The sequence below is a fragment of the Desulfosporosinus metallidurans genome, assembly GCF_001936615.1.
GTDB lineage: Bacteria > Bacillota > Desulfitobacteriia > Desulfitobacteriales > Desulfitobacteriaceae > Desulfosporosinus > Desulfosporosinus metallidurans.
On the sequence record NZ_MLBF01000002.1, the window covers coordinates 68,499 to 95,421 of the forward strand.

Annotated in this window: 25 protein-coding genes; 2 read left to right on the forward strand and 23 right to left on the reverse strand. The window is 44.2% G+C overall.

Translation table 11 applies throughout. The features are described 5' to 3' along the window. Position 1: 1 nt before the first annotated feature. The 9 genes from DSOL_RS01705 to DSOL_RS01745 form a co-directional block, all read right to left on the reverse strand. The gene (locus DSOL_RS01705) at positions 2 to 1,774 is read right to left on the reverse strand and encodes a UbiD family decarboxylase (protein WP_075363161.1); all 1,773 of its coding nucleotides are present in this window, start codon (positions 1,772 to 1,774) and stop codon (positions 2 to 4) included. Positions 1,775 to 1,827: 53 nt separating this feature from the next. Beyond that, positions 1,828 to 2,229, reverse strand: coding sequence for a prenylated flavin chaperone LpdD (lpdD, locus tag DSOL_RS01710; protein ID WP_427854367.1), 402 nt, complete (start codon positions 2,227 to 2,229; stop codon positions 1,828 to 1,830). A 128-nt stretch (positions 2,230 to 2,357) separates the two neighbouring features. Continuing rightward, positions 2,358 to 4,943 (reverse strand): ATP-dependent chaperone ClpB, encoded by a 2,586-nt coding sequence (clpB, locus tag DSOL_RS01715; RefSeq protein WP_075363163.1) that lies wholly within the window; start codon positions 4,941 to 4,943, stop codon positions 2,358 to 2,360. A 52-nt stretch (positions 4,944 to 4,995) separates the two neighbouring features. Then, positions 4,996 to 5,994, reverse strand: coding sequence for a DnaJ C-terminal domain-containing protein (locus tag DSOL_RS01720; RefSeq protein ID WP_075363164.1), 999 nt, complete (start codon positions 5,992 to 5,994; stop codon positions 4,996 to 4,998). A gap of 331 nt (positions 5,995 to 6,325) precedes the next feature. Next, positions 6,326 to 7,255 carry a diacylglycerol/lipid kinase family protein gene (locus tag DSOL_RS01725; RefSeq protein WP_075363165.1) on the reverse strand — a complete coding sequence of 310 codons (930 nt, stop codon included), beginning with the start codon at positions 7,253 to 7,255 and terminating at the stop codon, positions 6,326 to 6,328. Between the two features lie 20 nt (positions 7,256 to 7,275). Next, positions 7,276 to 9,021 (reverse strand): phospho-sugar mutase, encoded by a 1,746-nt coding sequence (locus DSOL_RS01730; protein WP_075363166.1) that lies wholly within the window; start codon positions 9,019 to 9,021, stop codon positions 7,276 to 7,278. Between the two features lie 200 nt (positions 9,022 to 9,221). Continuing rightward, the gene (locus tag DSOL_RS01735) at positions 9,222 to 10,106 is read right to left on the reverse strand and encodes a DegV family protein (protein ID WP_075363167.1); all 885 of its coding nucleotides are present in this window, start codon (positions 10,104 to 10,106) and stop codon (positions 9,222 to 9,224) included. Between the two features lie 91 nt (positions 10,107 to 10,197). Next, a complete protein-coding gene (locus DSOL_RS01740) occupies positions 10,198 to 10,779 on the reverse strand; it encodes a flavodoxin family protein (protein ID WP_075363168.1) in 582 nt (193 codons plus the stop codon). Between the two features lie 456 nt (positions 10,780 to 11,235). Further along, the gene (locus DSOL_RS01745; protein WP_139314357.1) at positions 11,236 to 12,054 is read right to left on the reverse strand and encodes a GNAT family N-acetyltransferase; all 819 of its coding nucleotides are present in this window, start codon (positions 12,052 to 12,054) and stop codon (positions 11,236 to 11,238) included. A 177-nt stretch (positions 12,055 to 12,231) separates the two neighbouring features. Here DSOL_RS01745 and DSOL_RS01750 point away from each other — a divergent pair, with 177 nt between their 5' ends. Continuing rightward, a complete protein-coding gene (locus DSOL_RS01750; RefSeq protein WP_075363169.1) occupies positions 12,232 to 13,554 on the forward strand; it encodes a M18 family aminopeptidase in 1,323 nt (440 codons plus the stop codon). Here DSOL_RS01750 and DSOL_RS01755 read toward each other — a convergent pair. From DSOL_RS01755 to DSOL_RS01805, 11 genes are all read right to left on the reverse strand, one after another. After that, complete coding sequence (locus tag DSOL_RS01755; RefSeq protein WP_075363170.1) at positions 13,549 to 13,908, reverse strand: DUF192 domain-containing protein; 360 nt, start codon at positions 13,906 to 13,908, stop codon at positions 13,549 to 13,551. The genes DSOL_RS01750 and DSOL_RS01755 overlap by 6 nt on opposite strands. An 87-nt stretch (positions 13,909 to 13,995) precedes the next feature. Beyond that, positions 13,996 to 14,913: a type II secretion system F family protein gene (locus DSOL_RS01760; RefSeq protein WP_075363332.1), complete on the reverse strand. Its 918-nt coding sequence runs from the start codon at positions 14,911 to 14,913 to the stop codon at positions 13,996 to 13,998. A 116-nt stretch (positions 14,914 to 15,029) separates the two neighbouring features. Continuing rightward, on the reverse strand, positions 15,030 to 15,989 hold the full coding sequence (locus tag DSOL_RS01765) for a type II secretion system F family protein (protein ID WP_235838665.1): 960 nt from the start codon (positions 15,987 to 15,989) through the stop codon (positions 15,030 to 15,032). 33 nt (positions 15,990 to 16,022) lie between these two features. Beyond that, positions 16,023 to 17,378: a TadA family conjugal transfer-associated ATPase gene (locus tag DSOL_RS01770; protein WP_075363171.1), complete on the reverse strand. Its 1,356-nt coding sequence runs from the start codon at positions 17,376 to 17,378 to the stop codon at positions 16,023 to 16,025. Positions 17,379 to 17,392: 14 nt separating this feature from the next. Continuing rightward, positions 17,393 to 18,634 carry a CpaE/TadZ family protein gene (locus DSOL_RS01775; protein ID WP_075363172.1) on the reverse strand — a complete coding sequence of 414 codons (1,242 nt, stop codon included), beginning with the start codon at positions 18,632 to 18,634 and terminating at the stop codon, positions 17,393 to 17,395. A 15-nt stretch (positions 18,635 to 18,649) separates the two neighbouring features. After that, a complete protein-coding gene (cpaB, locus tag DSOL_RS01780) occupies positions 18,650 to 19,402 on the reverse strand; it encodes a Flp pilus assembly protein CpaB (RefSeq protein ID WP_075363173.1) in 753 nt (250 codons plus the stop codon). 75 nt (positions 19,403 to 19,477) lie between these two features. Continuing rightward, positions 19,478 to 20,491, reverse strand: a complete 1,014-nt coding sequence (locus DSOL_RS01785) for a pilus assembly protein TadG-related protein (RefSeq protein WP_075363174.1) — start codon at positions 20,489 to 20,491, stop codon at positions 19,478 to 19,480. 47 nt (positions 20,492 to 20,538) lie between these two features. Continuing rightward, positions 20,539 to 20,934, reverse strand: a complete 396-nt coding sequence (locus DSOL_RS01790; protein WP_075363175.1) for a TadE family protein — start codon at positions 20,932 to 20,934, stop codon at positions 20,539 to 20,541. Beyond that, on the reverse strand, positions 20,931 to 21,452 hold the full coding sequence (locus DSOL_RS01795) for an A24 family peptidase (protein WP_083642276.1): 522 nt from the start codon (positions 21,450 to 21,452) through the stop codon (positions 20,931 to 20,933). Before DSOL_RS01795 ends, DSOL_RS01790 begins: the two co-directional genes overlap by 4 nt. Positions 21,453 to 21,556: 104 nt before the next feature. Further along, positions 21,557 to 21,748 carry a Flp family type IVb pilin gene (locus tag DSOL_RS01800; protein WP_235838666.1) on the reverse strand — a complete coding sequence of 64 codons (192 nt, stop codon included), beginning with the start codon at positions 21,746 to 21,748 and terminating at the stop codon, positions 21,557 to 21,559. A 294-nt stretch (positions 21,749 to 22,042) separates the two neighbouring features. Beyond that, on the reverse strand, positions 22,043 to 22,279 hold the full coding sequence (locus tag DSOL_RS01805) for a hypothetical protein (protein ID WP_075363176.1): 237 nt from the start codon (positions 22,277 to 22,279) through the stop codon (positions 22,043 to 22,045). Positions 22,280 to 22,641: 362 nt separating this feature from the next. Here DSOL_RS01805 and DSOL_RS01810 point away from each other — a divergent pair, with 362 nt between their 5' ends. After that, entirely contained in the window at positions 22,642 to 22,953 is a 312-nt protein-coding gene (locus DSOL_RS01810) for a zinc-ribbon domain containing protein (RefSeq protein WP_075363177.1), read from the forward strand. Positions 22,954 to 23,106: 153 nt separating this feature from the next. On the opposite strand, the gene DSOL_RS01815 is transcribed toward DSOL_RS01810, so the two are convergent. From DSOL_RS01815 to DSOL_RS01825, 3 genes are all read right to left on the reverse strand, one after another. After that, positions 23,107 to 23,958: a nitrilase-related carbon-nitrogen hydrolase gene (locus DSOL_RS01815; protein ID WP_075363178.1), complete on the reverse strand. Its 852-nt coding sequence runs from the start codon at positions 23,956 to 23,958 to the stop codon at positions 23,107 to 23,109. 18 nt (positions 23,959 to 23,976) lie between these two features. Then, on the reverse strand, positions 23,977 to 24,948 hold the full coding sequence (locus DSOL_RS01820; protein WP_139314358.1) for a LysR family transcriptional regulator: 972 nt from the start codon (positions 24,946 to 24,948) through the stop codon (positions 23,977 to 23,979). A gap of 414 nt (positions 24,949 to 25,362) precedes the next feature. Then, positions 25,363 to 26,829, reverse strand: coding sequence for a cobyrinic acid a,c-diamide synthase CobB (locus DSOL_RS01825; protein WP_075363336.1), 1,467 nt, complete (start codon positions 26,827 to 26,829; stop codon positions 25,363 to 25,365). Positions 26,830 to 26,923: the final 94 nt, after the last annotated feature.

Here is a 26,923-nt window from a genome sequence, read left to right on the forward strand (position 1 = left end):
TTCAAGAACGGCGGGTTAGTCCATACTCTTTCCAGCGTCGATCGACGAGATTCACAGTCGCTTCGTCCGGAAGTACTTCTCCAGGATAACCCGGTTTCATCCGGGCATCGATCAAAATCGGGCCATGGTATACTAAACTGTGCCGGTTCACCTCTGTTCTGGCATAAATATCATGTGCGGGGTCAAAACGAGTAAAGACCTGCCAGAGGAAACCAGTTGGATCTGAGGCAAGGGCTAGATCATCGACCAAAATAGCCAGGGGCCAATCCTTGAATAGTTCAGTTTGAAGATGGGGTAACAAGTTATTAGCAAGTTCAGGCACTTTATCAAACGAGGGTGCCTCTAGTATCAAACACCCTGCACAGAAAGATTTAAGCCCTTTAATGCCCGGGAGCGTCCCCCCTTCGATATGACGTGGCAAGTCTCGTTTGATAGTTCCTAACCCTAGCATTATGGCTTTGCTTCCATGATTGAGTCGCCGACCCGTGTAGTCTAAAGTATCCATTGAGGTTTCATTGAGAATTAGGAGGTCTGATTCCGGTTCAAAACGAGCCAAGACTGCTTCTAAGAGGGTTCTAAAATCTTGCAAGTCGAGTTGGACATCAGTTAAGATTAAGAACTTTGTCAAAGTAAGCTGTCCTTCTCCCAAAATTCGAAAGGCGTGGGCCAAAGCTTCACGTTGATAACTCTCCCTTACTATAGCGGCAGCCAGCGCGTGAAAACCTGTTTCAGCATACGTCCAGAGCGCCTTAACCCCAGGCATGACCACTGGAAACATCGGAGAGAGCAAGGACTGCAAATATTCACCAATAAAGTAATCTTCTTGACGGGGTTTCCCTACTACTGTAGCCGGGTAAATTGCATCCTGCCGATGGTAAACATTATGTACGTTGAAAACCGGGAAATCATGTGTTAGGGAGTAGTAGCCGTAATGATCCCCAAAAGGCCCTTCCGGCTTACGAATGTGAGCGGGCACTGTTCCACAGATGGCAAACTCTGCTTCGGCAATGAGGGCATGGGGATGGGTAGGAACCTGAACCCGAGTGAGTTTGTCCCCCATTAAAAAAGAAGTGAAGATAAGCTCAGGCAGCATTTCGGGTAGAGGAGCTATGGCGGAAAGAATCAGAGCCGGTGGCCCTCCTAAGAAAAGAGTCATGGGGAGGTCTTGTCCCAAGCGTTCTGCTTCATAATAATGAAAACCTCCACCTTTATGAATCTGCCAGTGTATTCCGGTCTGATTTGGGCCATGAATTTGAATACGATACATTCCTAAATTATGTTCTCTGGTCTCGGGGTGTTCTGTATAGACTAGGGGTAACGTGACAAAGGGACCACCATCTTCCGGCCAACCCGTAAGCACCGGGAGTTGTGTCAAGTCCACGGCCTGTTGCCTGACTTCAAGGACTGGAGCGGACTTTGAATTAACAGAGCGCAGCCCACTTTTCCCCAATGAAAGGATCCAGTCTTTTTCCTGCCAAAGTACGGAAGGTTTCGGAGGAAGCAAACGATGCAAGGCCGAGACCGCGCGTTGTACCGTCTCCTCAGGCTTTGGTCCGATTGCTAGATCAACACGCCGACGCGTTCCAAACAAATTGGTAACCACCGGAAAGGTGCTTCCCTTAACACGCTTGAACAGCAGAGCAGGCCCTTCTTCCTCTATGACACGACGGTGAATTTCTGCTAACTCTAGATAGGGGTCAACGTCTGCCTCAATCTCGACAATTTGCTTCTCTCGCTGGAGGGTTTCTATAAAATGACGTAAATTCGCATGCATAATTTCACCTCTAAGTTAACTATTGTTAGTGGTTAAACCATAATTTTTCATGTTCAGGATAGAGCTAATGCAGCGACAGCGATTTGTGTTAGAGCATCGCAATAACCTACAATTTTACTCAATTCCTCTGGATCAAGGTGATCGGAGTGAATTCCTGCTGTTATGACTACCGGAATGCGAAGTTCGCGGGCCAACATTTCAGCTACCGTTCGAGCCACATTAACGTCTTTATGCCCTGGAACTGGCGTGATATAAACATCTGCGCTCCACCCCTTACCCCCCAGGCTTGGACGGGGAAGAGCAAGGACAACTCCGCCGACATGTGGCTTTTCACCGCCAGTCAGAAGCCCGTGAATCCCATTACCAGTATCCATAAGAGTCAATGTAATTTGACAACGTCCTTCCCCTTCTTGCCCTTGCCAAACAGGGAAACGCATCGATTCTTTTGCAGCCAAGTGCATTTCCTCTCTTTACCGTTATAACATTGCGTCTACATTATACATTTATCCATGAATATAAGACAAGTTTTAAACAAAAAAGAGAGACGGTATTCCAACCGGCTCTCTTTTCTTCATGCGAAGTCCTATCGAATCACAAACTCTCCCACAGCGTCTACATCCACAAGGATTTGTTGCCCTTCCTTAAATTCCCCTTGCAGAAGTTTAAGTGCCACCGGATTTTGTAGACGTTGCTGGATCACACGTTTTAACGGTCTGGCACCGTAGACAGGATCATACCCCTCATTAGCAAGTTGCTCTCGAGCCTTCACCGTCAATTCAAGTGTGATTTTGCGTTCGCTCAAGCGTTTGCGCAATAGCCCCAGTTGAATTTCCACGATTCGTCCGATATGCTCAAGTCCTAAAGGATGGAAGACAATAACTTCATCAAGGCGATTGAGAAATTCCGGCCGGAAGTGATGCCTGAGCTCCTCATGAATGGCGGAGCGAACTTCTTCTTGGGTGGCGCTGCGTCGAGCCAGTTCTTGAATAGACGGGCTGGCAATATTGCTGGTCAAAATGACCACCGTATTTTTAAAGTTAACTATACGCCCCTGACCATCTGTTAACCGCCCGTCATCTAAAAGTTGCAAGAGAACATTCGTAACATCACTATGCGCTTTCTCTATCTCATCAAAAAGGATAACACTGTACGGTTTTCGCCGAACGGCTTCTGTTAGTTGTCCTCCTTCTTCATACCCCACATATCCTGGAGGGGCTCCAATGAGTCGTGCCACGGTGTGTTTTTCCATATACTCAGACATGTCAATTCGGACCATAGCTTGCTCATCATCAAAGAGGAATTCCGCCAATGCCCTTGCCAACTCGGTTTTACCGACGCCAGTCGGACCCAAGAAGAGGAAAGAGCCTAAAGGCCGATTCGGGTCTTGTAACCCGGCACGGGCACGGCGTACGGCATCCGCTACAGCTCGAACAGCGTCTTCTTGACCGATGACCCGTTGATGAATGCGATCTTCCATATTGACGAGTTTTTCCATTTCACTTTCCAATAGCTTAGAGACTGGGACATGGGTCCACGTTGCCACGATTTCAGCGATGTCTTGCTCTACCACTTCTTGTTTTAATAAAGTATTTTTCTTGGCTTGAAGTTTTTGTTCTGTCGTTTGAAGTTCCTTTTCCAACTTTGGAATTATGCCGTACTGGAGTTCTGCGGCCTTATTATAGTCCAATTGCTGTTGGGCCTGTTCCATTAGGGTCCGTGAACGGTCGACTTCCTCTTTAAGTTGTTGAATTCGAACAAGAATTTCACGTTCACCTTGTAATTGAGCTTCCATTCCGGAACGTTCTTCTTTGTGGTTGGCCAACTCTTCTTCAATCTTGCCTAAACGTTCCTTACTGGCATCATCTTTTTCTTTCTTTAGAGCCTCTCGCTCGATTTCCAGTTGCATCATCCGGCGTTTAATTTGATCTAATTCATAGGGATCGCTGGTAATTTCCATGCGCATCCGTGCTCCAGCTTCATCAATCAGGTCAATCGCTTTATCCGGAAGGAAACGATCACTAATATAGCGATCTGAGAGCACAGCAGCAGCAATGATTGCTCCGTCTGTAATTCGAACACCATGGTGTGTTTCATAGCGTTCTTTAAGACCGCGGAGGATTGAGATGGTATCCTCCACACTGGGTGCCTCTACCATGATCGGTTGGAAGCGCCGTTCCAGTGCAGCATCTTTCTCAATATGCTTGCGATATTCAGCCAGTGTCGTCGCTCCGAGCATGCTTAGTTCTCCGCGGGCAAGCATTGGTTTTAGCATATTACTAGCATCCATTGCTCCTTCAGCAGCCCCCGCTCCTACCACGGTATGCAATTCGTCGATGAACAAGATCACGTCATTGCGGTCTTGAATTTCTTTGAGCACCGCTTTCAAACGTTCTTCGAATTCTCCTCGATACTTGGCCCCGGCGATTAAAGTTCCCAAATCCAGAGATATAACTTGTTTACCCCTGATCGCCTCTGGAACATCCCCCCGCACAATCCTCTGGGCTAACCCTTCAACAATCGCCGTTTTGCCGACCCCTGGCTCCCCAATCAGCACCGGATTGTTTTTTGTACGACGGGATAAGGTCTGAATGACTCGGCGGATTTCCTCGTCACGACCAATGACTGGGTCAAGCCGTCCTCGCCGAGCTTGCTCCACAAGGTTTAGCCCATATTGTTCGAGGGCTGCATAGGTGCCTTCAGGATTTGGACTCGTGACACGTTGGGTTCCTCGGACTTCTCGTAAAGCCTGAAGTAATTTATCTCGAGTCAGACCAGCTTGTTTAAGAATCTGTTCGGCAGCCCCCCCGCCCTTTCCGAAAATAGCCAACAGTAAATGTTCAGTGCTAACGTACTCATCACCAAAGGGGGCCATCTCATCGTGAGCTGCTACTAATACCGTTCGTAAGCGGGGGGAAATGACTAGTTGCACGTTTCCGCCGCTAATGCGGGGCAAGCGATTAATCTCTTGCCGAATAGTTTTGATGAGTACGCCAACCGCCATATCTAATTTAGTCAGTACTTGGGGAACGACACCATCCCCTTGCTCCAAAAGGGCGAGTAAAAGATGTTCCGGCTCTACCTGACTGTTTCCGTTACGTTCCGCACTATTTTGGGCATTTGTGATTGCTTCCTGAGATTTCTGGGTAAAACGGTTAGTATCAAAAGACATAATCTTTCACTCCTTTTAAAGTTAGGTTTAGTCGTAGTGGGCCACAAGTAGTCTATTTAATAACGTCCTTTCGTTTATCCACCAAGTCACGAAGGGCCGTAACTTCTTGGGGACTCATATCTTCTGGAAGAACGATCGATAATTCGGCAAAGAGATCCCCATATTGGTTCGGGTGTTCTAAATTTGGCATACCTTTACCTTTTAAGCGAAACTTTTTCCCACTTTGAGAAAGCGTGGGAATTTTAAGACGAACTTCCCCACCAAAAGTACGGATACTAACATCTCCACCTAAAACTGCTTTGTAGAAGTCCACTGGTAGATCGACCTTCAAGTTATCCCCATCGCGGGCAAATCGGGTATGCGGACTTACTGTAATGTTTAAATAGAGGTTCCCCCCCGGACCGCCTGCAATCCCAGGACCGCCTTGACCAGCTAGCCGTACCTTTGAACCAGTTCGTACTCCTTTCGGAATTTTAGCCTCGATTTGCTTTTCCCCGGTACGTACGACACGTGTCGTTCCATGATAGGCCTCTTCGAGGGTCAACTGAACTTCGACTTCAAGATCTTGTCCCGTGCGGGCACGTCCTCCGGCAGGGCCTCCGCTAAACCCGCGCCCTTGCCCTCCACCCCCTCCAAAGAGGTTCGAGAAAAAGTCGGAATAGCCATCCCCTCCAAATCCATTAAATCCGCCCGAATTTCCCATGCCGCCGAACATTTCTGCGAAATCTTCTGGGGACATTGTATAGGTTTGCTGGCCACCCCTACCCTCAGGATTCGATTGCCAACGTTCCCAATTATAATCTCCACGTCCTCCACGGGTCTGCCATTGTTGGTAGTCCTGCCGTAGTTCATCGTACTTACGCCGTTTCTCGGGATCGCCTATAGCTTGATAAGCTTCCGTGGCTTCTTTAAATTTAGCTTCGGCTGCCTTGTCCCCCGGGTTAACATCCGGGTGATACTTTTTGGCTAATTTCTGAAAGGCTTTCTTTATTGTTTTGTCATCCGCATCTGGTGAAACACCGAGACTGACATAATAATCTTTAAAATCCATATTCTCACCTCATATACTCATGTGCGTCCTGCTAAACTATTCCTCAGTAAACTACTACAAGTGGGTCTTTCATGGGATATATTGGAGTATTTTCTCCTTGACAATTAGATTATATTCCCTTTTCTCGCGAAGGTCAATAAAGGTCAGACATTTTTTTGTACCAAACAGAAAGTATAACTTTGGGGTGGCATAAGTGCAACTAGGCGGCCGCCTTCGCTAAGCCTGGAGCCTGCCAAGTTTTCCTTAACCTTTATTGATATGGAATTCACGATTAAAACGGGGCTGTAACAAACTGGAAAATAAGTTTTGTTACAGCCCCTTATCGTTAAGTTTACCCCCAGACACGGAGGATTTTGGGAAGAAGGCCAAAAGTGAGTGGTGCTTGTCCGGGTTGTTCCCCGTCAATATCAAGTAGTGCTTTTTCAGTTGAAGTGATGACAACGAAACGACCACGATACACTTTGACACCCGGAATTTTGAGATGAGTCCCCTGATAGATCTTAGGCAAATGTCTTAAGAGCGTCAAAGCTGAAAAATCCCCTAAAATGACAATATCGAATAATCCATCATCAAGTTCTGCTTGAGGCGCAATCATCATGCCTCCGCCGATATACCTACCGTTCGCAACCATGATGCTATTTAGGCGTCCCTCAAAAATTAGTTTTCCATCAATTTCACAGAACATTACTTTATTATGATAGCGAAGTATACTCAGGATCGAACCCATTAGAAAGGATAATTTTCCTCCTAACAGTTTGCTTTGCTGGTTTACACGAGCGACCGTCTCTCCACCCAAACCAACATCTGCAACATTAAGAAAATAGCGGTGAGTTTGCTGTCCAAAGTTATCATGAAAGAGAACTTCCCCAACATCAACTGTGCGTTTTCGCCCCTGTCGTAAGATTTCAAGGAAGGGATCAATCCCTTTAGAAATCTGCAATGAGCGTATTAAGTCACTTCCAGTACCGTGTGAAAAAATGGCAAGTTCAGCTTCAGGATTAATCAGTTGACCATCAGAGAAAAAACCATTAACCACTTCATTCATGGTACCGTCTCCTCCGACCGAGATAACCTTCCTATACCCTTCCTTCAAAATCCTTTTCGTAATATGAGTTGCATCGCCAGGTCCTGTCGTGTACTCAAAATCAATGGGGTATCCTTCTTCTCCTAGTCGTTTTAAATACTCAGGCCACCGTTTCCGCGTACTTCCATTGGCTGAATGCGGATTAATGACGGCAAACCAGCGGTCCTGTTTTAACATTGAGATAACTCTCCTTTTTGTCAGACCGATCGTATTTGGGCTATACGGTGCATAACTTCTTCTTTCAGGTTACGAAGGGTATTCTCAGCTTCTTGGAGAGTGTTTGCTTTTACTGAGAAGTAAAATTTAATCTTGGGTTCGGTTCCTGAAGGGCGTACCATAACAAATCCCCCACCTTCAAAGGAAAAACGCAAGACATTCGAACGTGGAAGCGTGAGAGGATATGTTTGCCCAGTTATCAGGTTTTTACCGACTCGTTTTTCATAATCATCGACTTTCTCAATGGAAATTCCATTGAGTTCTAGAATCTCTTCCTGGCGAAGCGAATCCATAATTCGCGTCATCTCTTCTTTACCTTGGATGCCCTCTAGAGCGAGAGACTCTTGGTCATCAAGGTAGTAGCCGAATTCTTCATAGATGCGCTCAAGGAGATCAAGCAGGGTAAGTCCTTCAAGTTGTCGGTAATAGAGGGCCGCTTCTGCTAGAAGGACTGAGGCAATAATTCCATCTTTATCTCTAACGAAATCGCCCGCTAAATATCCGTAACTCTCTTCGAATCCAAACTGAAATGTCCCCCAGTCGCCTTCTTCCATCTCTTTTTCTTTTTCTGCAATAAATTTAAAACCCGTTAGTACATTTTCTACACGGACGTTGAACGAATTGGCAACCTCATCCGCCAAATCTGTTGAGGCCACTGTTTTAATAATGGTAGCATTTTCGGGAAGGGTTCCTAGAGCCTTTTTTTGGGACAGGATATAATAGGTTAGCAAGACTCCAATTTGATTTCCCGTGAGCTGAATATAGTTCCCTTGAGGATCACGTATGACTACGCCTAAACGATCTGCATCTGGATCAGTGGCTAATAAAAGGTCGGCCTGAGTCTCAAGTCCGTATTTTCGGGCGAGTTCAAACGTTGCCGGGATTTCTGGGTTGGGATACGGAACAGTCGTGAATTCTGGATCGGGCAGCTCTTGCTCTGGAACAACGGTAACCGAACCAAAACCGAGTTCAGCCAATGCCCTGCGGACGAGACTATTCCCTGCTCCGTGTAGCGGTGTATAGACTATACGGAGGTCTCCCCCTTTTTGGACATCGAGATCCGGATGTAGTGCAAGTTCTCGTACACGGGCAAGATAGGTCTGGTCGATTTCTTCGCCTACTATTTCTAAAAGACCGCTCTTCTTGGCAGCTTCCAATGCCATAGGCTCAATCCCTAACCAATTCTCTCGGGCTTCAATACGTGAAAGAATTTGGTCCGCTTTCAACGGAGGCACTTGCCCACCGTCATCCCAATATACTTTATAGCCGTTATAGGCTTTGGGGTTATGACTAGCCGTCACAACAATCCCAGCTAAAGCATGTAGCTGCCGAACCGCAAACGAAAGCTCCGGTGTCGGGCGAAGCGCATCAAAGAGATAAACTTTGACTCCGTTTTTGGTCAGAACCAAGGCAGCCTCAAGTGCGAATTCTGCTGAGTATCTTCGAGAATCGTAGGCGATAACAACTCCACGCTTCATACCCTCAGGTCCATGATCGCAGACACACTCTGCTAACCCTTGGGTCACCTTCCGAATGACATACTTGTTCATGCGATTTGTTCCAGCCGCGATAACTCCCCTTAAACCACCGGTACCAAACTCTAAATCCATATAGAAGCGATCCTCAATTTCTCGTGGATCGGTAATTTGTTCTAGTTCATGCCGTGTTTCTTCATCGAAATAGGGGTGTTCCGACCATAAGCGGTGGCGATCTTGAATATTTCTCATAATAAATCCTCCTTTTAAGTAGCCTCATAGGAACTATTGGTTAATGATTCCTTTCAAAGGATAACATACTCTTACCGGTTAAAACACTCAGTGACTCCTCATATTTATAATAATGACCATAATGAGCAATAATCATCAGCCTCTTCCGTATGACTTGATTGCTTACGAAAAAGAGGTGATACTTAAATAAACACCCCAGTCTATGACTGAGGTGTTAGAACCGGAGAAATTATGATCCCTACTAGCCCAGGGCCAGTATGAACTCCCATGACTGGGCTGATCTGATTAAATAATAGTTCAACAATATTGGGAAGTTGGCGCGCTTTCTGCCACAATTTGCGGGCTTCCTGCTCAGCCCCGCCATGAACGATTGCTACATTATAACGAGCATCCTGGGTGTTTTCTGACAAAATATCAAACAATTTTTTAAGAGATTGATCTCTGCCACGAACTTTTGCATACGTAATGTATTTACCTTCATTATTGACAGTTATAATCGGTTTTATATTCAAAAGCTCACCAAGGGTGCCTGAAACGTACCCAATTCGTCCGCCTCGTTTAAGATATTCCAAGGTGGAGAGCACAAAATACATTTTAGTTTGTTGCGAAACAGTCTTTGCGGCATTGATTACACGTTGAAAATCCATCGAGCGACGGAGTTCATGGGCGGCTTCTAAAACTGGAAAACCCAATCCCATGGACAGCGATTTTGAATCCAACACTTCAAAGACCATTTCTTTATACTCTCGTGCTACCTGGCATACAGTTTCATAGGTTCCGCTTAAACCACTTGATATATGCATAGATAGAACATGTGTGACCATCTCCTCTCTTAACCGACTAAACAAATTAGCAATTTCGGCTGGAGAGGGTAAAGATGTCGTGGGAACCTCAATGTCCATATTCTTATAAACCTCATCTGGCTCGATATTAACTCGGTCGAGGTATTCCCGATCATGGTAGACAACGTGCAAAGGAAGGATTTCGATCCCAAATTCTTGAAGCATTTCTGTATCTAAATCACTGGTACTGTCTGTTACAATCGCGATTTTAGGGACTCCCACCGATGTTGAAGTTTGTTGCATGAGGCACAGTTCCTTTCCATCATACAGTAATACAGCATGTACTCAGTATATCATAACAATTGGCAAATTGTACTACAAAGATTCAATTCAATTAGTTTTTAAGTAAGGCCTGCGTGGCATTGCGTACTTCTTCTAGAGCTGTTAGATGCTTTTCGATCTCCCCAGCTTGATCTATCCCGCTGTAAAGACAAGCCTTAGCGTACTTAATATCCAGCATATGAAAGAAAGTTTGAATGGAACGCTCGGCACATCTAAATACCTCTGGCTTTTTTGTGCCAGCGGCAGAGAGAAAAAGTCCTATACGTTCGGGTCCTGATGGCTTAATAAACGATTGACGTTGAAGGTACTTGAGCGCCCAAAACGTTTGCATGCGGTCAATTAAGATTTTAGTTTGAGCATTTACCCCCATGAAAAAGATTGGCGCAGCAATGATAAGTCGATCACAATGAATCAGCTTTTCTTGGAGCTTAGGGATATCGTCTTTTATAACGCATATTCCTTTTGCTGAACAGGCACCGCATCCTTGGCAGGGACTTATTTTTAGATCAGAAAGGTAAATTAGTTCAGTAGTATGATTCTCAGCCTGTGCAACTTGCATCGCTTCTAAAAGTATTCGTGTCGTATTACCCTTGCGCCTTGGACTACAGGCAATTCCAAGAACCGATAACGTCATAGTTCTTACTCCAACTCCATTCTATCTCATTTTTTAGGTTCCAAGTATAAAAGCGAGTTTCTTATAGTTTAAGAAACTCGCTTTTATACTTGGCTTCTTGTGAATGAGTCTAAGCTAATTAGATTACAATTTAGGATTAGGATCTGGGTCAAAATACCGCACCCTTTCTGTAACTATTTATCTTTCTTCATGAACTAGCCTTTGAGTCTGCGTCGACTTTATAGATTCTAACCCAACGGACTCTAAAATTGCATTAATCATCAATTGCTCTTTTTGTGTCATAAATATCTTATCCTTTCTATAAATTTGTTAGCTAACTTTTTAAGTATATACTAATTTCGGATTATTACAAGATATTTTTGAAAATAAATTTTAGCTCAACGGACTTTAACGAAAATCGACCCATATTCTCGTCAAAACACCGGACTTTAGTAAGTTATGCAGGCGGACTAATTTTTATGTCAGTGAAACGCACATTTCAAATTGCTTGGCACTGGGTCTAATCCCTTGAGCACTGAGATAAGCGACAATCCAATCTTCAGGTTGATTTGTCAGCGAGAACGGAGTGTTTACTTGAGAAAGCACAGTGGAAATCACCTCTTCAGCTCCAGCTGCGGTAGCACTCCAAACATCAAGCAGTGGAACATTATTCTCCCCTGCAAAAAGGGCACCAGCGGTTCCAGCCAAATTCATAACGGCTAAACAATTCCTATACCGCCTAAGGTACTCCTCTCTTCGTTGCCATGAAGGCTGGAAGAAAGAACTTCGCCTGCTTTCAAAGTACTGCTCAACAGAGATTGGTTCAAGGAAATATGCCTCAAATGACCTATCGGAAAAATTTCTCACCTTTTCAGCGCGGTAGATATTGAGTGGTCGTGTAATCGTGAAACCGACGGATTGATAGACTTTAAGCGCATGATTTTGCTCCAAAACTTCAAGATAAACATGTCTTAATCCAATGCGTGTGGCTAAATTCAGTTGGGTACGCATTAAGGACGCAAAAAGACCCTGGCGTCGGAAATCAGGATCAATACAAGTTCCAGCAACCCATCCATCACTCCTGTCCATGGATAGTAAAGAAAACCCCACTACCTTATCTTCATCATAGATAGCACATGAATGCTGTAGGGAAACTTGGCTAAGATAAAGCCAAACTCTTAGATGGTCAGGCATATACGTCATGTTATAATAATAACCCTGCCAACAACGGTTCCAACTATCCGTCAAATCCTCCCTACTGATATGTTCAAGAGTGGTTACTCTAATATTACTCAAGGATTCTATCTCCACTTCATTCTCTAACTATTTTAGATTTTATTCTTCTTGCTGAATATTTCGATTCTACAAAGCTAAATTCCTGCTAATTGTTCCATGCCTTAACGACTAAGCAGGAATAGATTTTAGGTAAGACGAATATAGTATTGTTTTGATATCATGAAAGGCGGTTGAGATATGTCTACTTCATATATTACAAATGAGGAACAGCAGTTTGCCCAAGAACTACTTGAATTTATCGAAGGAAGCCCCTCCTCTTTCCATACTGTAGAAAGCGTAAAGAAAATGCTAATTCCTCATGGATTTCAGGAGTTGCACCTTACACAAAAATGGTCACTGATTCCAGGCGAGAAATATTTCCTAACTCGCAACGGTTCCGCCCTGATAGCTTTTGTGATCGGCCATGGTATGCCCGAAAAGCATGGATTTCGCCTCATTGGCGTGCACTCCGACAGCCCTAGTTTCCGAGTTAAACCCTCACCTGAGATACTGGTAGAAGGGCATTATCTTAAATTGAATGTTGAAACCTATGGGGGCCCTATTCTAAATACCTGGCTGGACCGTCCGCTCTCATTAGCAGGCCGAATTATTTTGCGGGGGAAAACTCCCTTCTCCCCTCAGGTAAAACTCTTCCGCAGTGACCGCCCGTTACTTGTCATCCCCAACCTTGCGATTCATATGAATCGCAAGGTTAATGAGGGAATTGAATTAAACAAGCAAAAGGACATGCTGCCCTTATTAACACAAATCACAGAGAATCTTCAGAAAGAAGGTATCCTGATCCAACACCTCGCGGAAACTTTACATTGTCCGACTGAAGATATCCTAGACTTTGACCTATTCCTCTTTGATTACAACAAAGGCTGTTTAGTCGGCCTTCAAGAAGAATTTATCTCCAGCGGGCGACTTGATGATTTGGCGATGGTTCATGCTGGGGCCTGGGCCCTCACCCAAGCAAAACCGACTCTTATGACACAAGTTCTAGCCTGTTTTGACCATGAAGAATGCGGAAGTACATCTCAACAAGGGGCTGCTTCTCCGTTTCTCTCCCACGTATTGGAGCGAATCCTCTTGGCACAAAAAAAAGACCGAGAAACATATTTCCAGGCCCTAGCACATTCTTTTCTAATTTCAGCCGACATGGCCCATGCTCTTCACCCCAATGCCGGGGAAAAACATGATCCAGTTAATCGTCCAATTCTTAATGGTGGTCCAGTGATTAAAATCAGTGCGAATCAAAGCTACACTACGAACGCAGAATCTGGGGCCGTTTTTGCCAACCTCTGTCAGCGTGTCGGAGTTCATGTCCAAAAATTCGTCAACCGTTCGGATGAACGGGGGGGATCGACCATTGGCCCGATCTCCAGTACACATCTTGATATTCGTTCCGTGGACATCGGAAACCCCATCTTAGCCATGCATTCTGTGCGCGAACTTGGAGGAGTTAAAGACCACTTAGCCATCGCCAACGTCTTTTCTGAGTTTTATAAAGCCCTATAAATGTTCTTCCCATACCAATTCGTCACCCAACTCTGTATCGGTCGCTTTTCCCCATCCCTTAGGAAACTCAAGGATACTTACGGCATTTCGAATACGAGGGGAAATTTTCCAAGGGCTTAGTTCATCGACAAGTTCACACACTTGACCTGATTGATCTATAAACCATACCGAGAGTGAAAACTTCATACCCCACATATGAACTTGCTGACAAGGCAAAAGCCAGAGCCCTTCACCCGGTTCTAAATTGGATCGACCTAATAATCCGCGGAAACGGGTCCAAAACGAGTCTGCTTTCCATACCCATTTTCCTACAATCTGCCCTGTCCGTTGGTTACGCAATCTTCCTGATTTCATTTTTGTTTTGTCCTCTCCCACTCTGGCATATCTTCACTTCTGTGCCGTTATAATGATGTGGGTACTCTCTCTCGCAGACTTTGCTCATTATTTTTGTTTAAACATCTCTACTATTTGAAGAATAGCCGGTCCGATAACAATGATAAAGATGCTAGGAAAGACGAAGAAAACTAGAGGAATCATCATTTTCACGGGGGCCTTTTGGGCCTTTTCTTCCGCGCGTTGCCGTTGTTTCTGCCTAATTTGCTTGGCTTGATTGCGTAGAACTCCACCGATTGATATACCCAATTGATCAGCTTGTACAAGCGAGGCGACAACATTGCTGAGGTCCTCGGCGGGTTTGTTACGACTCGCTAGATCTCGAAGAGTCTCCCGTCTCGGACGCCCCATCTTAATTTCCTGTAATACCCGAAGAAATTCTTCGGCTAGAACTCCTTTTTGTTTCTCCACGACTTTGAGTAAAGCCGCATCAAACCCTAGGCCAGCTTCCACACTAACGGTCAGTAGATCGAGAACATCAGGCAACGTCTTGATAATTTCCTTTTGTCGTTGTTTGACTTTTGCTTTCAACCAGGAATTAGGAAACATATACCCCACCAGGAACCCAATAATCCCCATCTCTGATCTGGTTAGCATCTCAGCACGCATCAAAGAGAAAAGTGCAAACAGCAGTAGCGAAACTAGTAGGCTCAGCGCATATTGCAACCCTTTCCATTCAGTTTCTTCCCATTGCCCTGATAATCCAGCAGCGCTCAGTTTCGCGGTTGTTTGTTTTTGTTTTCCTTTAGGAGCCCAGCGTGTGAGTTGGTGGGCAAATTGATGGAGCAATGGACGCAGCACCCGCTGGCTTAGAGTCCCAGAATCTTCGTCTACCGTCATTTCTCCCTGACCTAAGGCCCGTGAAATTCGTTCGCGGGTTTTACTTTCTTGCTTACCTATAAAAATTGCAATCAGCGTAAAGCACACGGTTCCAAATACGCCAAGCAGACTTATTATAAAGGCCATAAACAGCTCCCCTCTTTTCATCCACTCAAGACTCCCACTTGTTATCCAGAAAGACAGAGTCCTCAAGCGAGAATTTTAATCCTTTATGACATTGACTGTTCGAATTATTGTGTATATTATACTTCGATCGTAATAATCTTTCGAATGATTAGGAACCCAATGAATTGGGAAATTAGGCCTCCAGCAAGCATAGCCCAGCCAATTCGATTGGTGAACAGCACTGAGAGGTAGCTCGGATTGAGCACACTAAGAACAGCAGCAATACCAAAAGGAAGAGCGGCAATAATATAACCGGACATGCGTCCTTGGGCCGTGAGCGTCTTAATTTCTTGCTGAATGCGAAGGCGATCCTGAATTGTCGCGTGAATATTTTGGAGTACCTCTGCTAAGTTCCCTCCAGCCTGGCGTTGGATCAGCATAGCAGTCACGAGAAGATCTAAAACATCACTCCCGACCCGTTCCGATAAATGGATCAGCGCGGTTTCCGTAGACGTCCCGTACGTCATCTCTCGCAACGTAAAATGGAATTCTCCAGAAATAGGATTGGACATTTCCTGACTGACCATTTCCATGGCTTGTAAGAGGCTAAAACCAGCTCGCAGGGAATTGGACAAAACAAGCAAAGCATCGGCAAGTTGATTGTTAAATTTACGGCGCTTTTTTTTCTGGGCGGAGTTCAGCCATAATCTTGGAAGTATCCCCCCGCCGATGGAAAATAGAAACCCAGCGTAAATTTTCTGTGTCAGCATAAAGCCAATGAGGAAAAAGAGAAACATTAAAAAACCTTGAAGCACCAAAAATTCTCCGCCTTTAAGTGGAATATCTCCTCGTATCAGTTCGAGGTCTAACCCCTCGCTCCAACGCCGTGGTGCGAAACGTCCTAATAGTGTGAGCAAGTGTTTTAAGTTTCTTTTACCTGTCTCAGGTTTAGAAGGAACCCGTAACGCAGTAAAGCGTCGAAGTTTTGCTTCAAGGGTTTCAGCACGACGAGTAAGGGCAAGAATTCCCGAGTAGACCGCTAAAAATGTAGCGATCACTGAGATGAGTATGACGATTTGGGCTATCCCATTGACCATACCGATCCTCCTCCTGGCGGAGATTTTTTAAGATTAATATTTATTCGAAAATAGATCATCAGGGAGGATCTGACCTGCAGAAATGAGTTTATCCATGAAATGCGGACGAATTCCCGTTGCTCTGTAATGCCCTTGGACTTTGCCTTGTTTATCAATCCCTATCTGCTCGAAACGGAAAATATCCTGAAGCACAATCACTTCCCCCTCCATCCCAAGGACTTCTGTAATATGAGTAATTTTTCGGCTTCCATCCCTCAAGCGACTCTGCTGAACAATGACGTCCAGAGCACTGGAAATTTGCTCACGAATCGCTCGAACGGGTAGATCCATCCCGGCCATCAGGACCATGGTTTCTAAACGGGAGAGCATATCGCGCGGGGTATTGGCATGACCGGTGGTTAAGGAGCCGTCGTGCCCTGTATTCATGGCCTGTAGCATGTCCAGGGCTTCCCCACTTCGAACTTCGCCCACAATGATGCGTTCTGGTCTCATCCGTAAAGCGTTACGAACTAAATCCCTGATCATAACAGCACCTTTGCCTTCAATGTTCGCTGGGCGAGTTTCCAAGGTGACGACATGGGTTTGGCGAAGTTGAAGTTCCGCAGCATCTTCAATCGTAATAATACGTTCATCTTCTGGAATATAAGCAGAAATTACCCCCAGTGTTGTTGTTTTCCCTGACCCTGTTCCCCCTGAAACAATAACATTTAAGCGAGCTTTGACACAGGCATCGATGAATTCCGCCATCTCCGTCGTCAGCGTCCCAAAACTTACAAGATTATCCATAGTGAAGGGAATTTTGGCAAACTTACGGATGGTAAGAATCGGTCCATTTAAGGCTAGAGGAGGCACAATGGCATTGACCCTGGAACCGTCTGGTAAACGAGCATCGACCATTGGCTGGCTCTCATCAATCCGCCGCCCTAAAGGGGCCACAATTTTTTCAATTATGTGCAAGACGTGAGCATCATCGTAAAACGTAACCCCGACCAATTCAAGTTTACCTTTTCGTTCCACATAGACCTGATGCGGTCCGTTAACCATAATTTCATTGACAGTAGGGTCTTGAAGTAGTTGTTCAATAGGACCGAACCCCAGAATTTCATCCATAACCTCTTGGATCAGTCGTTCTCGTTCCGTTCGCGGAGGAATTAACCCCATAATATCAGCTCGTTCGTCGAGCGTTTGCTCAACAATGGGGTGCAAGATCACGGACGTCAGATTTTGGGTGTTGATCTTATCTAAGGCTTGGATAACTTCATGATGCACAGAGCCTTTGAATTCACGCCATGGATCATTTTGGGGAATGGAGCGAACCGTTCTGGATTCATTCGTGGGCTCCTCATGCAGCTGAATCTTCTCTTTTTCTAAGCGTTTAAGCAAAGACATTGCTCATTCCTCCCTTAAAATCCAAACACTCTGCGCAACCCTTGTAAGGGACCCCGACTTTCACGTTCTTTCTCCTGAGAGATTTGAATCCCCCCTTTTGCTTCTGATAAAGAAAGTTCTTCCGCCATCTTTCGAATTGCCTCAGAAGCCTTGCTTTGCGGAGATGACGTCACAAAAGGTACCCCACAATTAAGGGCAGCAACAAGAGCTCGCCCATCACTGGGAATTTCATAACTAATTTTATAATTCAGACTCTTTTCTACATCATGAGGATTCATTCCCATTTCTTTACTCGCTCGATTCAAAACAACGTGTACTTTCGGGGTGTGATGAAGGCCATCAATAACCTCAAGACTGAGTTTAGCATTTTTAAGTGTCGGTACATCCATGGCCACCACTAACCAAATTTGAGTGGCCGCATCGAAACTCACCAGACTGATATCTTCAAATCGGCTGACATTATCACAAATTATGAAATCAAAATGATCTTTAACCTCGGAAAGGATTTGTTCCACTTGTTCAGCTGTAACCAGTTCGGCATACTCTGGGCGAGTTGGAGCTGCCAAAACTTGAAGTCCAGAAGAGTGCGTTAAAAGGCAAGACTGAATCTCTGAAAACTTGATCGATCCTGTTTGGGTTAAATCAGCAATCGATCGTTTGGGGACAAGGTTTAGAAAAACAGCGACATCTCCAAATTGAAGGTTAAGATCCACCAAAAGGACGCGCCACTTACCAGAACTAGCCAATTGAACTGCCAAATTGGTAGCTAACATCGTTTTTCCGACGCCACCCTTAGTGCTGAAGAAGGAAATTATTTGCCCGTCTCGCATTTGTGTGTCGATAGACACCTTGGGCAGATCCCCTAAAGTGTCTCTTTTGCGCTGATCCATTTCGTAGACTTTGGCTATAACACTGGCCAGTTCATCTCCAGTAAACGGCTTTACTATATATTCACGGGCACCCGCCATCATAGCGCGACGCAAATAGGCCTGCTCTCCTTGTACAGACATGATGATCACAGAACTTTCCGGAGCGCGTTGAGCCATAAGTTCAGTTGTCCGTATTCCATCCATTTCTGGCATATTAATATCCATTAAAATAATGTCTGGCCGTTTCTCTTCAGCAATCAGAATGGCTTCGGAACCGGATCCCGCCTCACCAAACACTTCAATATCTTCTTCAAATTGAAGAAGTCGACGAATGCTGTCCCGAGTATCGCTGATATCATCAACAATCAAAACTCTAATGCGTTTCATGGTACGCCCTCCTTATTACTTAAAGCGGTTAATATAGTTGGGATCCAAAAACACATTCCCGGTCACCGGGGTATCTTGCCGAATATTCGAATTAGCGGGGTTACGCAATAATAAACGGAGACTTCCTTTTTCACTGCCGTAGGTAACTGCCATGGCTTGCGGTACACTCAGAGCCATCGTGTAAGATTTGGTATCAACCTTAGCTTTGTCTCCAGTTATACTTTCTCCCACGCTTAATACTAAAACATCCTGGGCAGCCAAAGTGGTTGCTGTCACGACCTGTGGATTGGGGGAGGAGTCTTTAATGTCCATTGTCACAAGGATGTCAACATGATCTCCAGGTTTAACAGCATACCCGACCCCGCTAACTAATCCTATTGGAATGGCGACCGCCCTTTTTCCGTCTGGGACGGTTAAGGCGGTGGTGCCGCCTGCGGGGTTCCGAGTATCTGAAGTTTGGGTATTTAGTCGTTGTAGCATTGCACTGAGGACTAAATCTCCTGCTGAGAGATTCAATAAGGCCACAGAGCCCACGACGTTTTGAATAGAGGAAAAACCGCCTTGGGGGTATCCTTGCACCGGAACATCCTTGACGACCAACTGACTAGCCTCTATGACCGAACGGGCCTGAATGTTCGTCTTCACAACCACCAAAGGTTTGAGCGAAACAGATGGATTTCTGGTCGCACCGTGAAGATAGAAATACATTGATCCAGCAGCTATTAGCCCACAAATAAGTGCCAGAAGAAAAAACCCTTTACGTTGCATCTTTGTCACCCCTTGATCCGGTTTTATAATTGTCCTTACGACGCTAATAAACCTGAAGTTCTATCATACGTTCTATTAATTCTGGACGAGTTTTGGCGTGTATAAGCCGAAATCTGTGCTCGCTCCTCCATTCTCAATATCATGTTCTGTCTGTAACAGATCATTCAAACTGGCATTGTTACGACCATTTGATGCTAGTTTTTGCAAAAATCGCCCGGTAATAATGGAATTATTACCGTTTCCCTGAACTCCATCAAGGAAGAAGGCGGCAAACCCAACAATTTTCATTTCTTTTTGCCCATTTGGAGTAACAATAGGAATATACATGATTTCTGGCGCATTCCGGTCATGGTCGTCGAAGGTATTACGAGGAACGCGAGTATCTTGTGCTAGGCGAGCGGCAATCCCCTGAGCCGTCGGTCCGCTCATATTTCCGTTTTTTACTTCAACAATCTGCCCCACACTCAATGTACCCTGATACCCGTTAGCTAAATCCTCTTCATATGAAGAGGCGCCATTACCACTTAGTGCCAAAGCACCGTACCAACCAGTGTTTCCACACCCTCCGCCTTCTTTAAGAACATAAGGTTCTCCATAGACAAGCTTTTTTTCATCCAGAACGCTGAGAGGTACAGCTCCCGAAAGTTCTGTCGGTGGAATCATCATAGCTTTGGCGGAGACGGAAATCTGTTCTTCGGTAATCCCCCATATTCTGGCAAAGTAAGTAGGAACTTGTTGGGTGGCTTGAACAATGATTTTGGCATTATTTTCCTCAAAGGACACTGTAACAGCAGTCACCCCGTTTTGAGCAGCATAAGCACTAGCAGATTGCGTCGCAAGGGTGGGGTTACTTGGAAGTTCTTGTACACCAGCGAGCGCAGCTGCATCCACAGAATTTTGAAGATGAGCCTTTTGTGCATACATTAAACCGACATCTGTCACTATTGCACAGAAACCCAACAAGGCAGTCAAAGCAAGGGTAACCAACACGACAACACTCCCACGCTCCTGTGAATGAGGGTTTAGTTCTTTTAACCGAGGTAAGGGAAATTCCCAAAGTTGTATAAATAAAGATTTTATCGGAACCATGACCATCCCTCCGTCTATCAGAAATGGACACTACGAATATTTCATATCTATTCTAGGCGCATGATGATGTTAGAACTCACGACCACTGGATTGGGTATGATATTACTGATAAGCGGAATGATTAATTGAACAGGATAAGAAACATTAACTGTTACTCCTTGGCCTGATTGCCGTTGGTCTTGACTCGGAGTGATATTGATCGTTAAGCTCGCAGAATCAAGTGATGTTGCGGCATTCTTAATGGAAGTAGTAATATCTAGGTCTGTTCCTCCGAGGGTAGCGACTCGACCACCAGCCCGAGCCGCATTGCTGATTGTAATATAGGCATAGCCAATGCGCCCCATCTCGATCACCCCAAACAATAGCAGGAAAAAAAGTGGTAAGACAAGAGCCATCTCAACTAAAGCTTGACCATGTTCACCTTTCTGGAACCTTTGAATCATGACCCTCCCCCTCCTAGAGGTGAAAACAGAGCAATTAGTGTACCTAAAGCAATTGCGATACCATAAGGGAATTTTTCTTGTCGCGCGTCGCTCATCGATCTGCTAAGGTGCTGTGGATTTCGAAAAATCGTGAAAAAGACCAGGAAGTGCCTCAGTGTATTACCTAGGGCTTTGCGTCGAGCAAGAAGATAAGACGAGATCAAGCCCCCAATTATGGCACCGTAAAGAAAACAAGTAAGGACAAACGGGACACCGCCAAAAGCTCCGATTACCGCGAGAAGCTTCACATCCCCTGCGCCCATTCCACCCATGAAATATGGCAGAAGAAGTAAAGCAAAACCTACTGTTGCTCCCAGCAAACTGTTCGCTAATCCGAAAACGCCCCCTTGAACCGTATGAAGCAGAAGTGCAATGAAAAAAGCGGGGAAGAGTAATTTGTTATAGATCTTGTGTTCACGCCAATCTGTGAAAACTGCAATTCCCAGAGTTATTCCTAGTGCAACCTCATTCATCCCCATAACGACTCCCCCTTGTTTGAGTAAAGAACCCTACTGCGGGCAGTAGGGTTCATAAATTTATTTCGGTAATTAAAATAATTATTAGCAATTTATAGAGTAAGGCTTTATTTAATAGAACCAGCTGCTGTTGTTAAAAGAGCTTTAATATTCCCGCCCATCAAGGTTAATGCACCAATAACGACGACAGCTATGAGTGCAATAATAAGTCCATACTCTGTCATTCCCTGCCCCGCTTCATCCTTAAGGAATCCCACAAATTTTGCTTTCATTTTAAACCCTCCTTTGTTATTGGCCATCCAATCTGCTTCCTTTATTACATTGTATATCCTCTGTGCGGGTAAGAGTATAATGCAATAGTCACAATCGGAGGCGAAATAGTCCTAGTCCCTAGTCCTATCTTACAGGACCTATAATAAGACTACCAAAAAAATTCTCCTTTTCTCACTTCCAAGTATGACCAAGTTTATTTGACTATAAGACTACATAAAAAGAGAAGATGAAGCAGCAACAACTACCTACCTTCTCTTTTAAGTTCATGACTAATTAAGACTATTTAGCGTACTTCCGCTTTCCACCCATTCATTTTGGAATTAATTCAGGTTTGAAAGACATCTCTGCATAAATTCTGTTGCGTGATCGCTATGAACTGCCATGACTTGATCAGTTGATGGACTAAGTGGAATAAAGATCGTAACAACCTCATCAAAGTCATATATCTTTTCTCCAGAAGACTGACAGATTAAATAGCCGTTTTGGTTGAATAAGGCCTCGAGTCTTTGCATGCCTAAAATACGCTTTGGCAGCGTCTCAAAATCGAGGTGCTCCAATTTGTTCATCTCCCATCTCGCCGTAATCTGTGAAATGTCTATAGACTTATGGTTATGCACTATAGTATTATTTTATTTACGGACGACAGGATTTTTACTAAATCCATCAACTTATTCAGGAGCACCATCCTGCACGCAAGTACTGACTACAATGGAAATTTACATAACCTTTAAAGTGGCTGAAATTGGCAAAAACAATTCTAAATAATGGGTTTAATGATTGACTAATAATAATTAGTTCGTTATAATTAAGGTGCTCGAAGTACTTGTGGATTTTACAAACCTTCTCGATTGCCTAAGGCTGTGGGAAGATTTCTTTGAACTTCCCATGTCGCGGGTAATAAAATGACGGAGGTTTTTTAATGTTTAACGACAAAATTTTAAGTTGTAAAGACTGTGGTCGTGATTTTGAGTTTACAGCGTCTGAACAAGAGTTCTATGCAGAGAAAGGGTTTACTAATGAACCTGGACGTTGCCCTGAATGTCGTGCAGCCAGAAAAGCACAAACCAGAAATAACGGCGGTGGTGGCGGATATTCTCGTCAACCACGTGAAATGTTCCCAGCTATTTGCGCTACTTGTGGAAAAGAAACCACAGTGCCTTTCCAACCTTCTGGCGACAAACCAGTGTATTGTCGCGACTGCTACCAACCCAGATCCCGTAGCAATTGGTAAAGTAAATTGCTCTTTTATGAAAAAAACCTTTCCAAGCTTAAATGTTTGGAAAGGTTTTTTTCATATATTAGAACCACATCGATTTTCAATTTCGTGGGGAATTCTACAGAAAACCTCTTCCAGATTTCGCTCAAGGGCAAGAATGTGATATCTTCAACGTCCCTTAATATCTAATTCAATTAGTTCATGATAAAGTTCCTTACGTCGATCCGCTAAAAAAAAGCTATCTTTCATGGAAACACGGTCAGGACTACGTATAAGATTTATTCGATCAGCTGAAAGGGAGGCAGATAGTATTCCTTCTTCACCCAACTGAGATTGATTTAACAGTTCCCCTTTAGGACCGATGACTAAAGCTCCTCCACTAAATTTTTTCGACTTTCCGTTGCCCCCGATCAGATTGCACGCGCCGAGATAGACTGAATTGTCATAGGCGCGAGCCCCAAGATAGCGCAACCAAATTTCTTTGCGGTCACCTGCTACTACAGGGGAAGCATGAGGAGCAAATATTACCTCTGCACCTTTCAAAGAATAAATTGCTGCCATTTCGGGAAAGTGCCAATCCCAACAGATTCCCACTGCGAACGTCGTTCCATGAGCTGAAAAAACTGGGAAACTCTCTCCAGGAGTAAAATGTTCCATTTCACTCCGCCCCAAGTGCACCTTGCGATAAACTGCTGGCTCCTCATCCGGAGACAAAATAACATGAGATATATAGGGTTTGTTTACATCTTTTCCTTGTTCTACTAAACCTACTAAGAGCGTAATCCCTAAGTCTTGCGAACACTCTCGTAACTGAATGATCCAAGAACTCTGTAGAGAATCACCAGTTTCCGAGGCGTCTTGTGGTGAATATCCATCTAACGCGCATTCTGGAAAACACAGCAAGGAAATTTCCTGCTTCTGGGCAGCCTCAGCTAAATGTATGATTTTCCGAAAATTACGTTCAGTCTCTCCAACCAAAGATTCCATCTGAACGAGTCCAATTCGGCAGTTCTTTTCCATTGTCTCTGTCCTTCCCGACTACTCACTATTGTGATGATCTAATTGTAGCCTATTTGCATGTTCCTCTAATTCATTATAATCCTTACTTAAAACATCCGATAACAACTCATGATCATGGAGCAAGTTGATTAAGAGACGCTCATCTTTAGTTTGAGTACTTTGGGCATTGGTAAGAATACTAAGTGGTCGATATACAGGTGCATCTTGTATTTTTAAACTCTTAAATATTTTTTGATCACATTCTCGGCGAACGGTTAACGAAGAAATTATTGTGATTCCAAGTCCAGCTGAAACAACTTGTTTAATCGCCTGAGTGCTACCTAGTTCCATCGTTACATTCAATTGATCAAGATCAAGTCCTCTCTCTTTCAGAGCCATCTCCATTACCTTACGAGTTCCAGAACCGTCCTCTCTTGTAACCAGACGTTCAAGAGGGAGTTCAGCTAGGGTAATACTATCCCTTGACGCCCAAGGATGAAAATCGGGAATCACGACTACCAACTCGTCTTCCCAGAAATTTTCAACTTTCAGGTCTTTATGTCGTGGAACTGGCCCCTCGATCAATCCAATATGAATCTTTTTCTCCAAAACATCTTGAGTAATGGATTCTGTATTAGCGATCTTTACTTTAAAGTCTACATCTGGGTGTGTCTTATACAAAAACGCTAGTATATTGGGAAGAATATATTCTCCGATCGTTAAAGTCGCACCGAGGTAAATCAATCTTCTCTGATCTTTAGCTGCACATATTTGTTCTTTAGCATTCGAAAGAATATCTAAGACACTACGAACATGGGCATAGAAAATTTCGCCCTCTTTGGTAAGAGTAACCCCTTTATTAGTACGGTCAAAAAAGCGAGCACCATACTGGTTCTCTAAATTCTGAATCTGCAAACTAATGCTGGGTTGACTCATATGAAGCTTCTTCGATGATAACGTTATGTTTTTGGTTTCTGCCACCGCTTTGAACACAAGAAAGTGTTGTTCCATGATGAAGCATCCCCCTTCTTAGATAAGCTGTATCTATCTTAAAAGCACTCTCAACTTGCGCATGAATCTATCTTCAAGAGAAACTCTTCATTAATGAAACCTCTAGTTCGACATGGAGTTATGGTATTTTGCAGTTATACTATAAAAAAGTTCAGAGTCGGATATTCGAAGTTAAAGTAATTCTTGAGTCTCCGAAAATTATATGGTTTCAAATTAGACATTTATTTTCTTTATAATACCATTATGTGAACGATTGCGCTAGCAAGGACTATTTGTTTCTTAAATAATTCACAATCATTTTTTCGTCCAATCATCTCATCAGGATTCGTGATGAATTCCTGATATATTGTTGCATAAAAAACAGTAAAAAGCCTCCCGTAAGGAAGGATTCTTGCGAAGTGATATGAATATCAATTATTGTCCTGCTACCTTTTCAATCCGAGACCACTTAGCCGTACCGTAAGTTGATGCTAAATTCACCATGCGTTCAGCCCATACGGGACAACCCAGAGCGTGAATATGATTATACGTTGCAAAAACGTTCTTGTAACAAATTCCGTCATGCTGCCCATCAATTCCATTCCCTCGTTCAACCGTAAACCCAAATTTGACATTGGGATCTAAGTTAATCAAGCGGGAATTATGAAACTCATGGCCCTTGATTTCGGCTGCTTCCTCGAACCAAGGCTGGCCAGAATTAGCCTTCATAATTGTATACCCATGTCCTTGAGGCTTTCTTTCCATTTGAGTATCAAAGGGTAGTAATCCAACCATCTCATAACTCTGAGAAGATGCTCGGATCGAGCGCCCCAGATACATGAGCCCTCCACATTCGGCGTAAATCGGAAGTCCATTTTCGCCTGCACGTCTAATCTCTCTGCGCAAATCCCAATTCTGTTCGAGTTTAGCTGCAAAGACTTCGGGAAAACCTCCTCCTATATAGAGCCCATCAAGGCCTTCAGGGAGTTGGGTATCTACAAGGGCGTTAATAGGAACCACATCAGCGCCCATATGTTTAAGAGCTTCCAAGTTCTCCGGATAGTAAAAACTGAAAGCCTCATCCTGTATAATCCCAATTTTCGGATGCAGAACCCTGTTTTTCGACCCATATTTAGCTAGGTTAGGAACTAATTCCTCAGCTAGCTGAGGAAGTTCAGGTGCATTTTGAGCTAGCCTTAAGATTTTATTTAAATCGACATGATCACTGATTATATCGGCCAAATAATCTAGCAACCTGTCAGTTTCCTTCATTTCACCATTAGTAACAAGTCCAAGATGCCGGTCAGGAATACTTAAATTGACGTCTTTGGGAATCGCACCAACTACGGGGATTTTACAGAACTCTTCAATAGCTTCACGCGTCAACTTCTCATGACGGGCTCGTGCCACTTTATTAAGAACTACACCCACAATTTGCACACCCGGATCAAAATGTTGATAACCCATCACCATCGCAGCCACACTACGTGTCATTCTGGTTGTATCCACGACTAAAAGAACAGGAGAACGGGTCACTTTAGCAATCTCCGCAGTCGAACTGCTTCCTTGCAAGTCTAACCCATCATAAAGACCCATAGCTCCTTCAATAATAGTGATTGTTTTTCCTATTGATTGACTAAGCACAGAACTACATATTTCATGTTTCCCCATAAAAAAAGAATCCAAGTTGCGACAGGTACACCCAGCAGCAGCAGTATGCCAACTAGCATCAATGTAGTCTGGCCCCTTCTTAAAGGGTTGAACTCCCATACCTTGGCGAGCAAAAGCACGAAGCAAACCTAAGGTAACGGTTGTTTTGCCGCTTCGCCCCTGAGGCGCTCCGATTACTAAGCGAGGGACGTTTTTGATACTCTGTTCCTTCATAGATTTCAATGGTAGCATAACTCCCACACCTTTCTTGGAGTAGTTTAATCTGGAGGAATAGACGGGTGATAACCGCCATGAATTTGCTAAAAAATTGACCATCCTATGCCCA

Coding starts and splice junctions, on each gene's coding strand:
- DSOL_RS01705 (WP_075363161.1), bottom strand. CDS start 1,774: ATGCATGCGAATTTACGTCATTTTATAGAAACCCTCCAGCGAGAGAAG.
- clpB (WP_075363163.1), bottom strand. CDS start 4,943: ATGTCTTTTGATACTAACCGTTTTACCCAGAAATCTCAGGAAGCAATC.
- DSOL_RS01720 (WP_075363164.1), bottom strand. CDS start 5,994: ATGGATTTTAAAGATTATTATGTCAGTCTCGGTGTTTCACCAGATGCG.
- DSOL_RS01725 (WP_075363165.1), bottom strand. CDS start 7,255: ATGTTAAAACAGGACCGCTGGTTTGCCGTCATTAATCCGCATTCAGCC.
- DSOL_RS01730 (WP_075363166.1), bottom strand. CDS start 9,021: ATGAGAAATATTCAAGATCGCCACCGCTTATGGTCGGAACACCCCTAT.
- DSOL_RS01735 (WP_075363167.1), bottom strand. CDS start 10,106: ATGCAACAAACTTCAACATCGGTGGGAGTCCCTAAAATCGCGATTGTA.
- DSOL_RS01740 (WP_075363168.1), bottom strand. CDS start 10,779: ATGACGTTATCGGTTCTTGGAATTGCCTGTAGTCCAAGGCGCAAGGGT.
- DSOL_RS01750 (WP_075363169.1), top strand. CDS start 12,232: ATGTCTACTTCATATATTACAAATGAGGAACAGCAGTTTGCCCAAGAA.
- DSOL_RS01755 (WP_075363170.1), bottom strand. CDS start 13,908: ATGAAATCAGGAAGATTGCGTAACCAACGGACAGGGCAGATTGTAGGA.
- DSOL_RS01760 (WP_075363332.1), bottom strand. CDS start 14,913: ATGGCCTTTATAATAAGTCTGCTTGGCGTATTTGGAACCGTGTGCTTT.
- DSOL_RS01765 (WP_235838665.1), bottom strand. CDS start 15,989: ATGGTCAATGGGATAGCCCAAATCGTCATACTCATCTCAGTGATCGCT.
- DSOL_RS01770 (WP_075363171.1), bottom strand. CDS start 17,378: ATGTCTTTGCTTAAACGCTTAGAAAAAGAGAAGATTCAGCTGCATGAG.
- DSOL_RS01775 (WP_075363172.1), bottom strand. CDS start 18,634: ATGAAACGCATTAGAGTTTTGATTGTTGATGATATCAGCGATACTCGG.
- cpaB (WP_075363173.1), bottom strand. CDS start 19,402: ATGCAACGTAAAGGGTTTTTTCTTCTGGCACTTATTTGTGGGCTAATA.
- DSOL_RS01785 (WP_075363174.1), bottom strand. CDS start 20,491: ATGGTTCCGATAAAATCTTTATTTATACAACTTTGGGAATTTCCCTTA.
- DSOL_RS01790 (WP_075363175.1), bottom strand. CDS start 20,934: ATGATTCAAAGGTTCCAGAAAGGTGAACATGGTCAAGCTTTAGTTGAG.
- DSOL_RS01795 (WP_083642276.1), bottom strand. CDS start 21,452: ATGGGGATGAATGAGGTTGCACTAGGAATAACTCTGGGAATTGCAGTT.
- DSOL_RS01800 (WP_235838666.1), bottom strand. CDS start 21,748: ATGGCCAATAACAAAGGAGGGTTTAAAATGAAAGCAAAATTTGTGGGA.
- DSOL_RS01810 (WP_075363177.1), top strand. CDS start 22,642: ATGTTTAACGACAAAATTTTAAGTTGTAAAGACTGTGGTCGTGATTTT.
- DSOL_RS01815 (WP_075363178.1), bottom strand. CDS start 23,958: ATGGAAAAGAACTGCCGAATTGGACTCGTTCAGATGGAATCTTTGGTT.
- DSOL_RS01820 (WP_139314358.1), bottom strand. CDS start 24,948: ATGGAACAACACTTTCTTGTGTTCAAAGCGGTGGCAGAAACCAAAAAC.
- DSOL_RS01825 (WP_075363336.1), bottom strand. CDS start 26,829: ATGCTACCATTGAAATCTATGAAGGAACAGAGTATCAAAAACGTCCCT.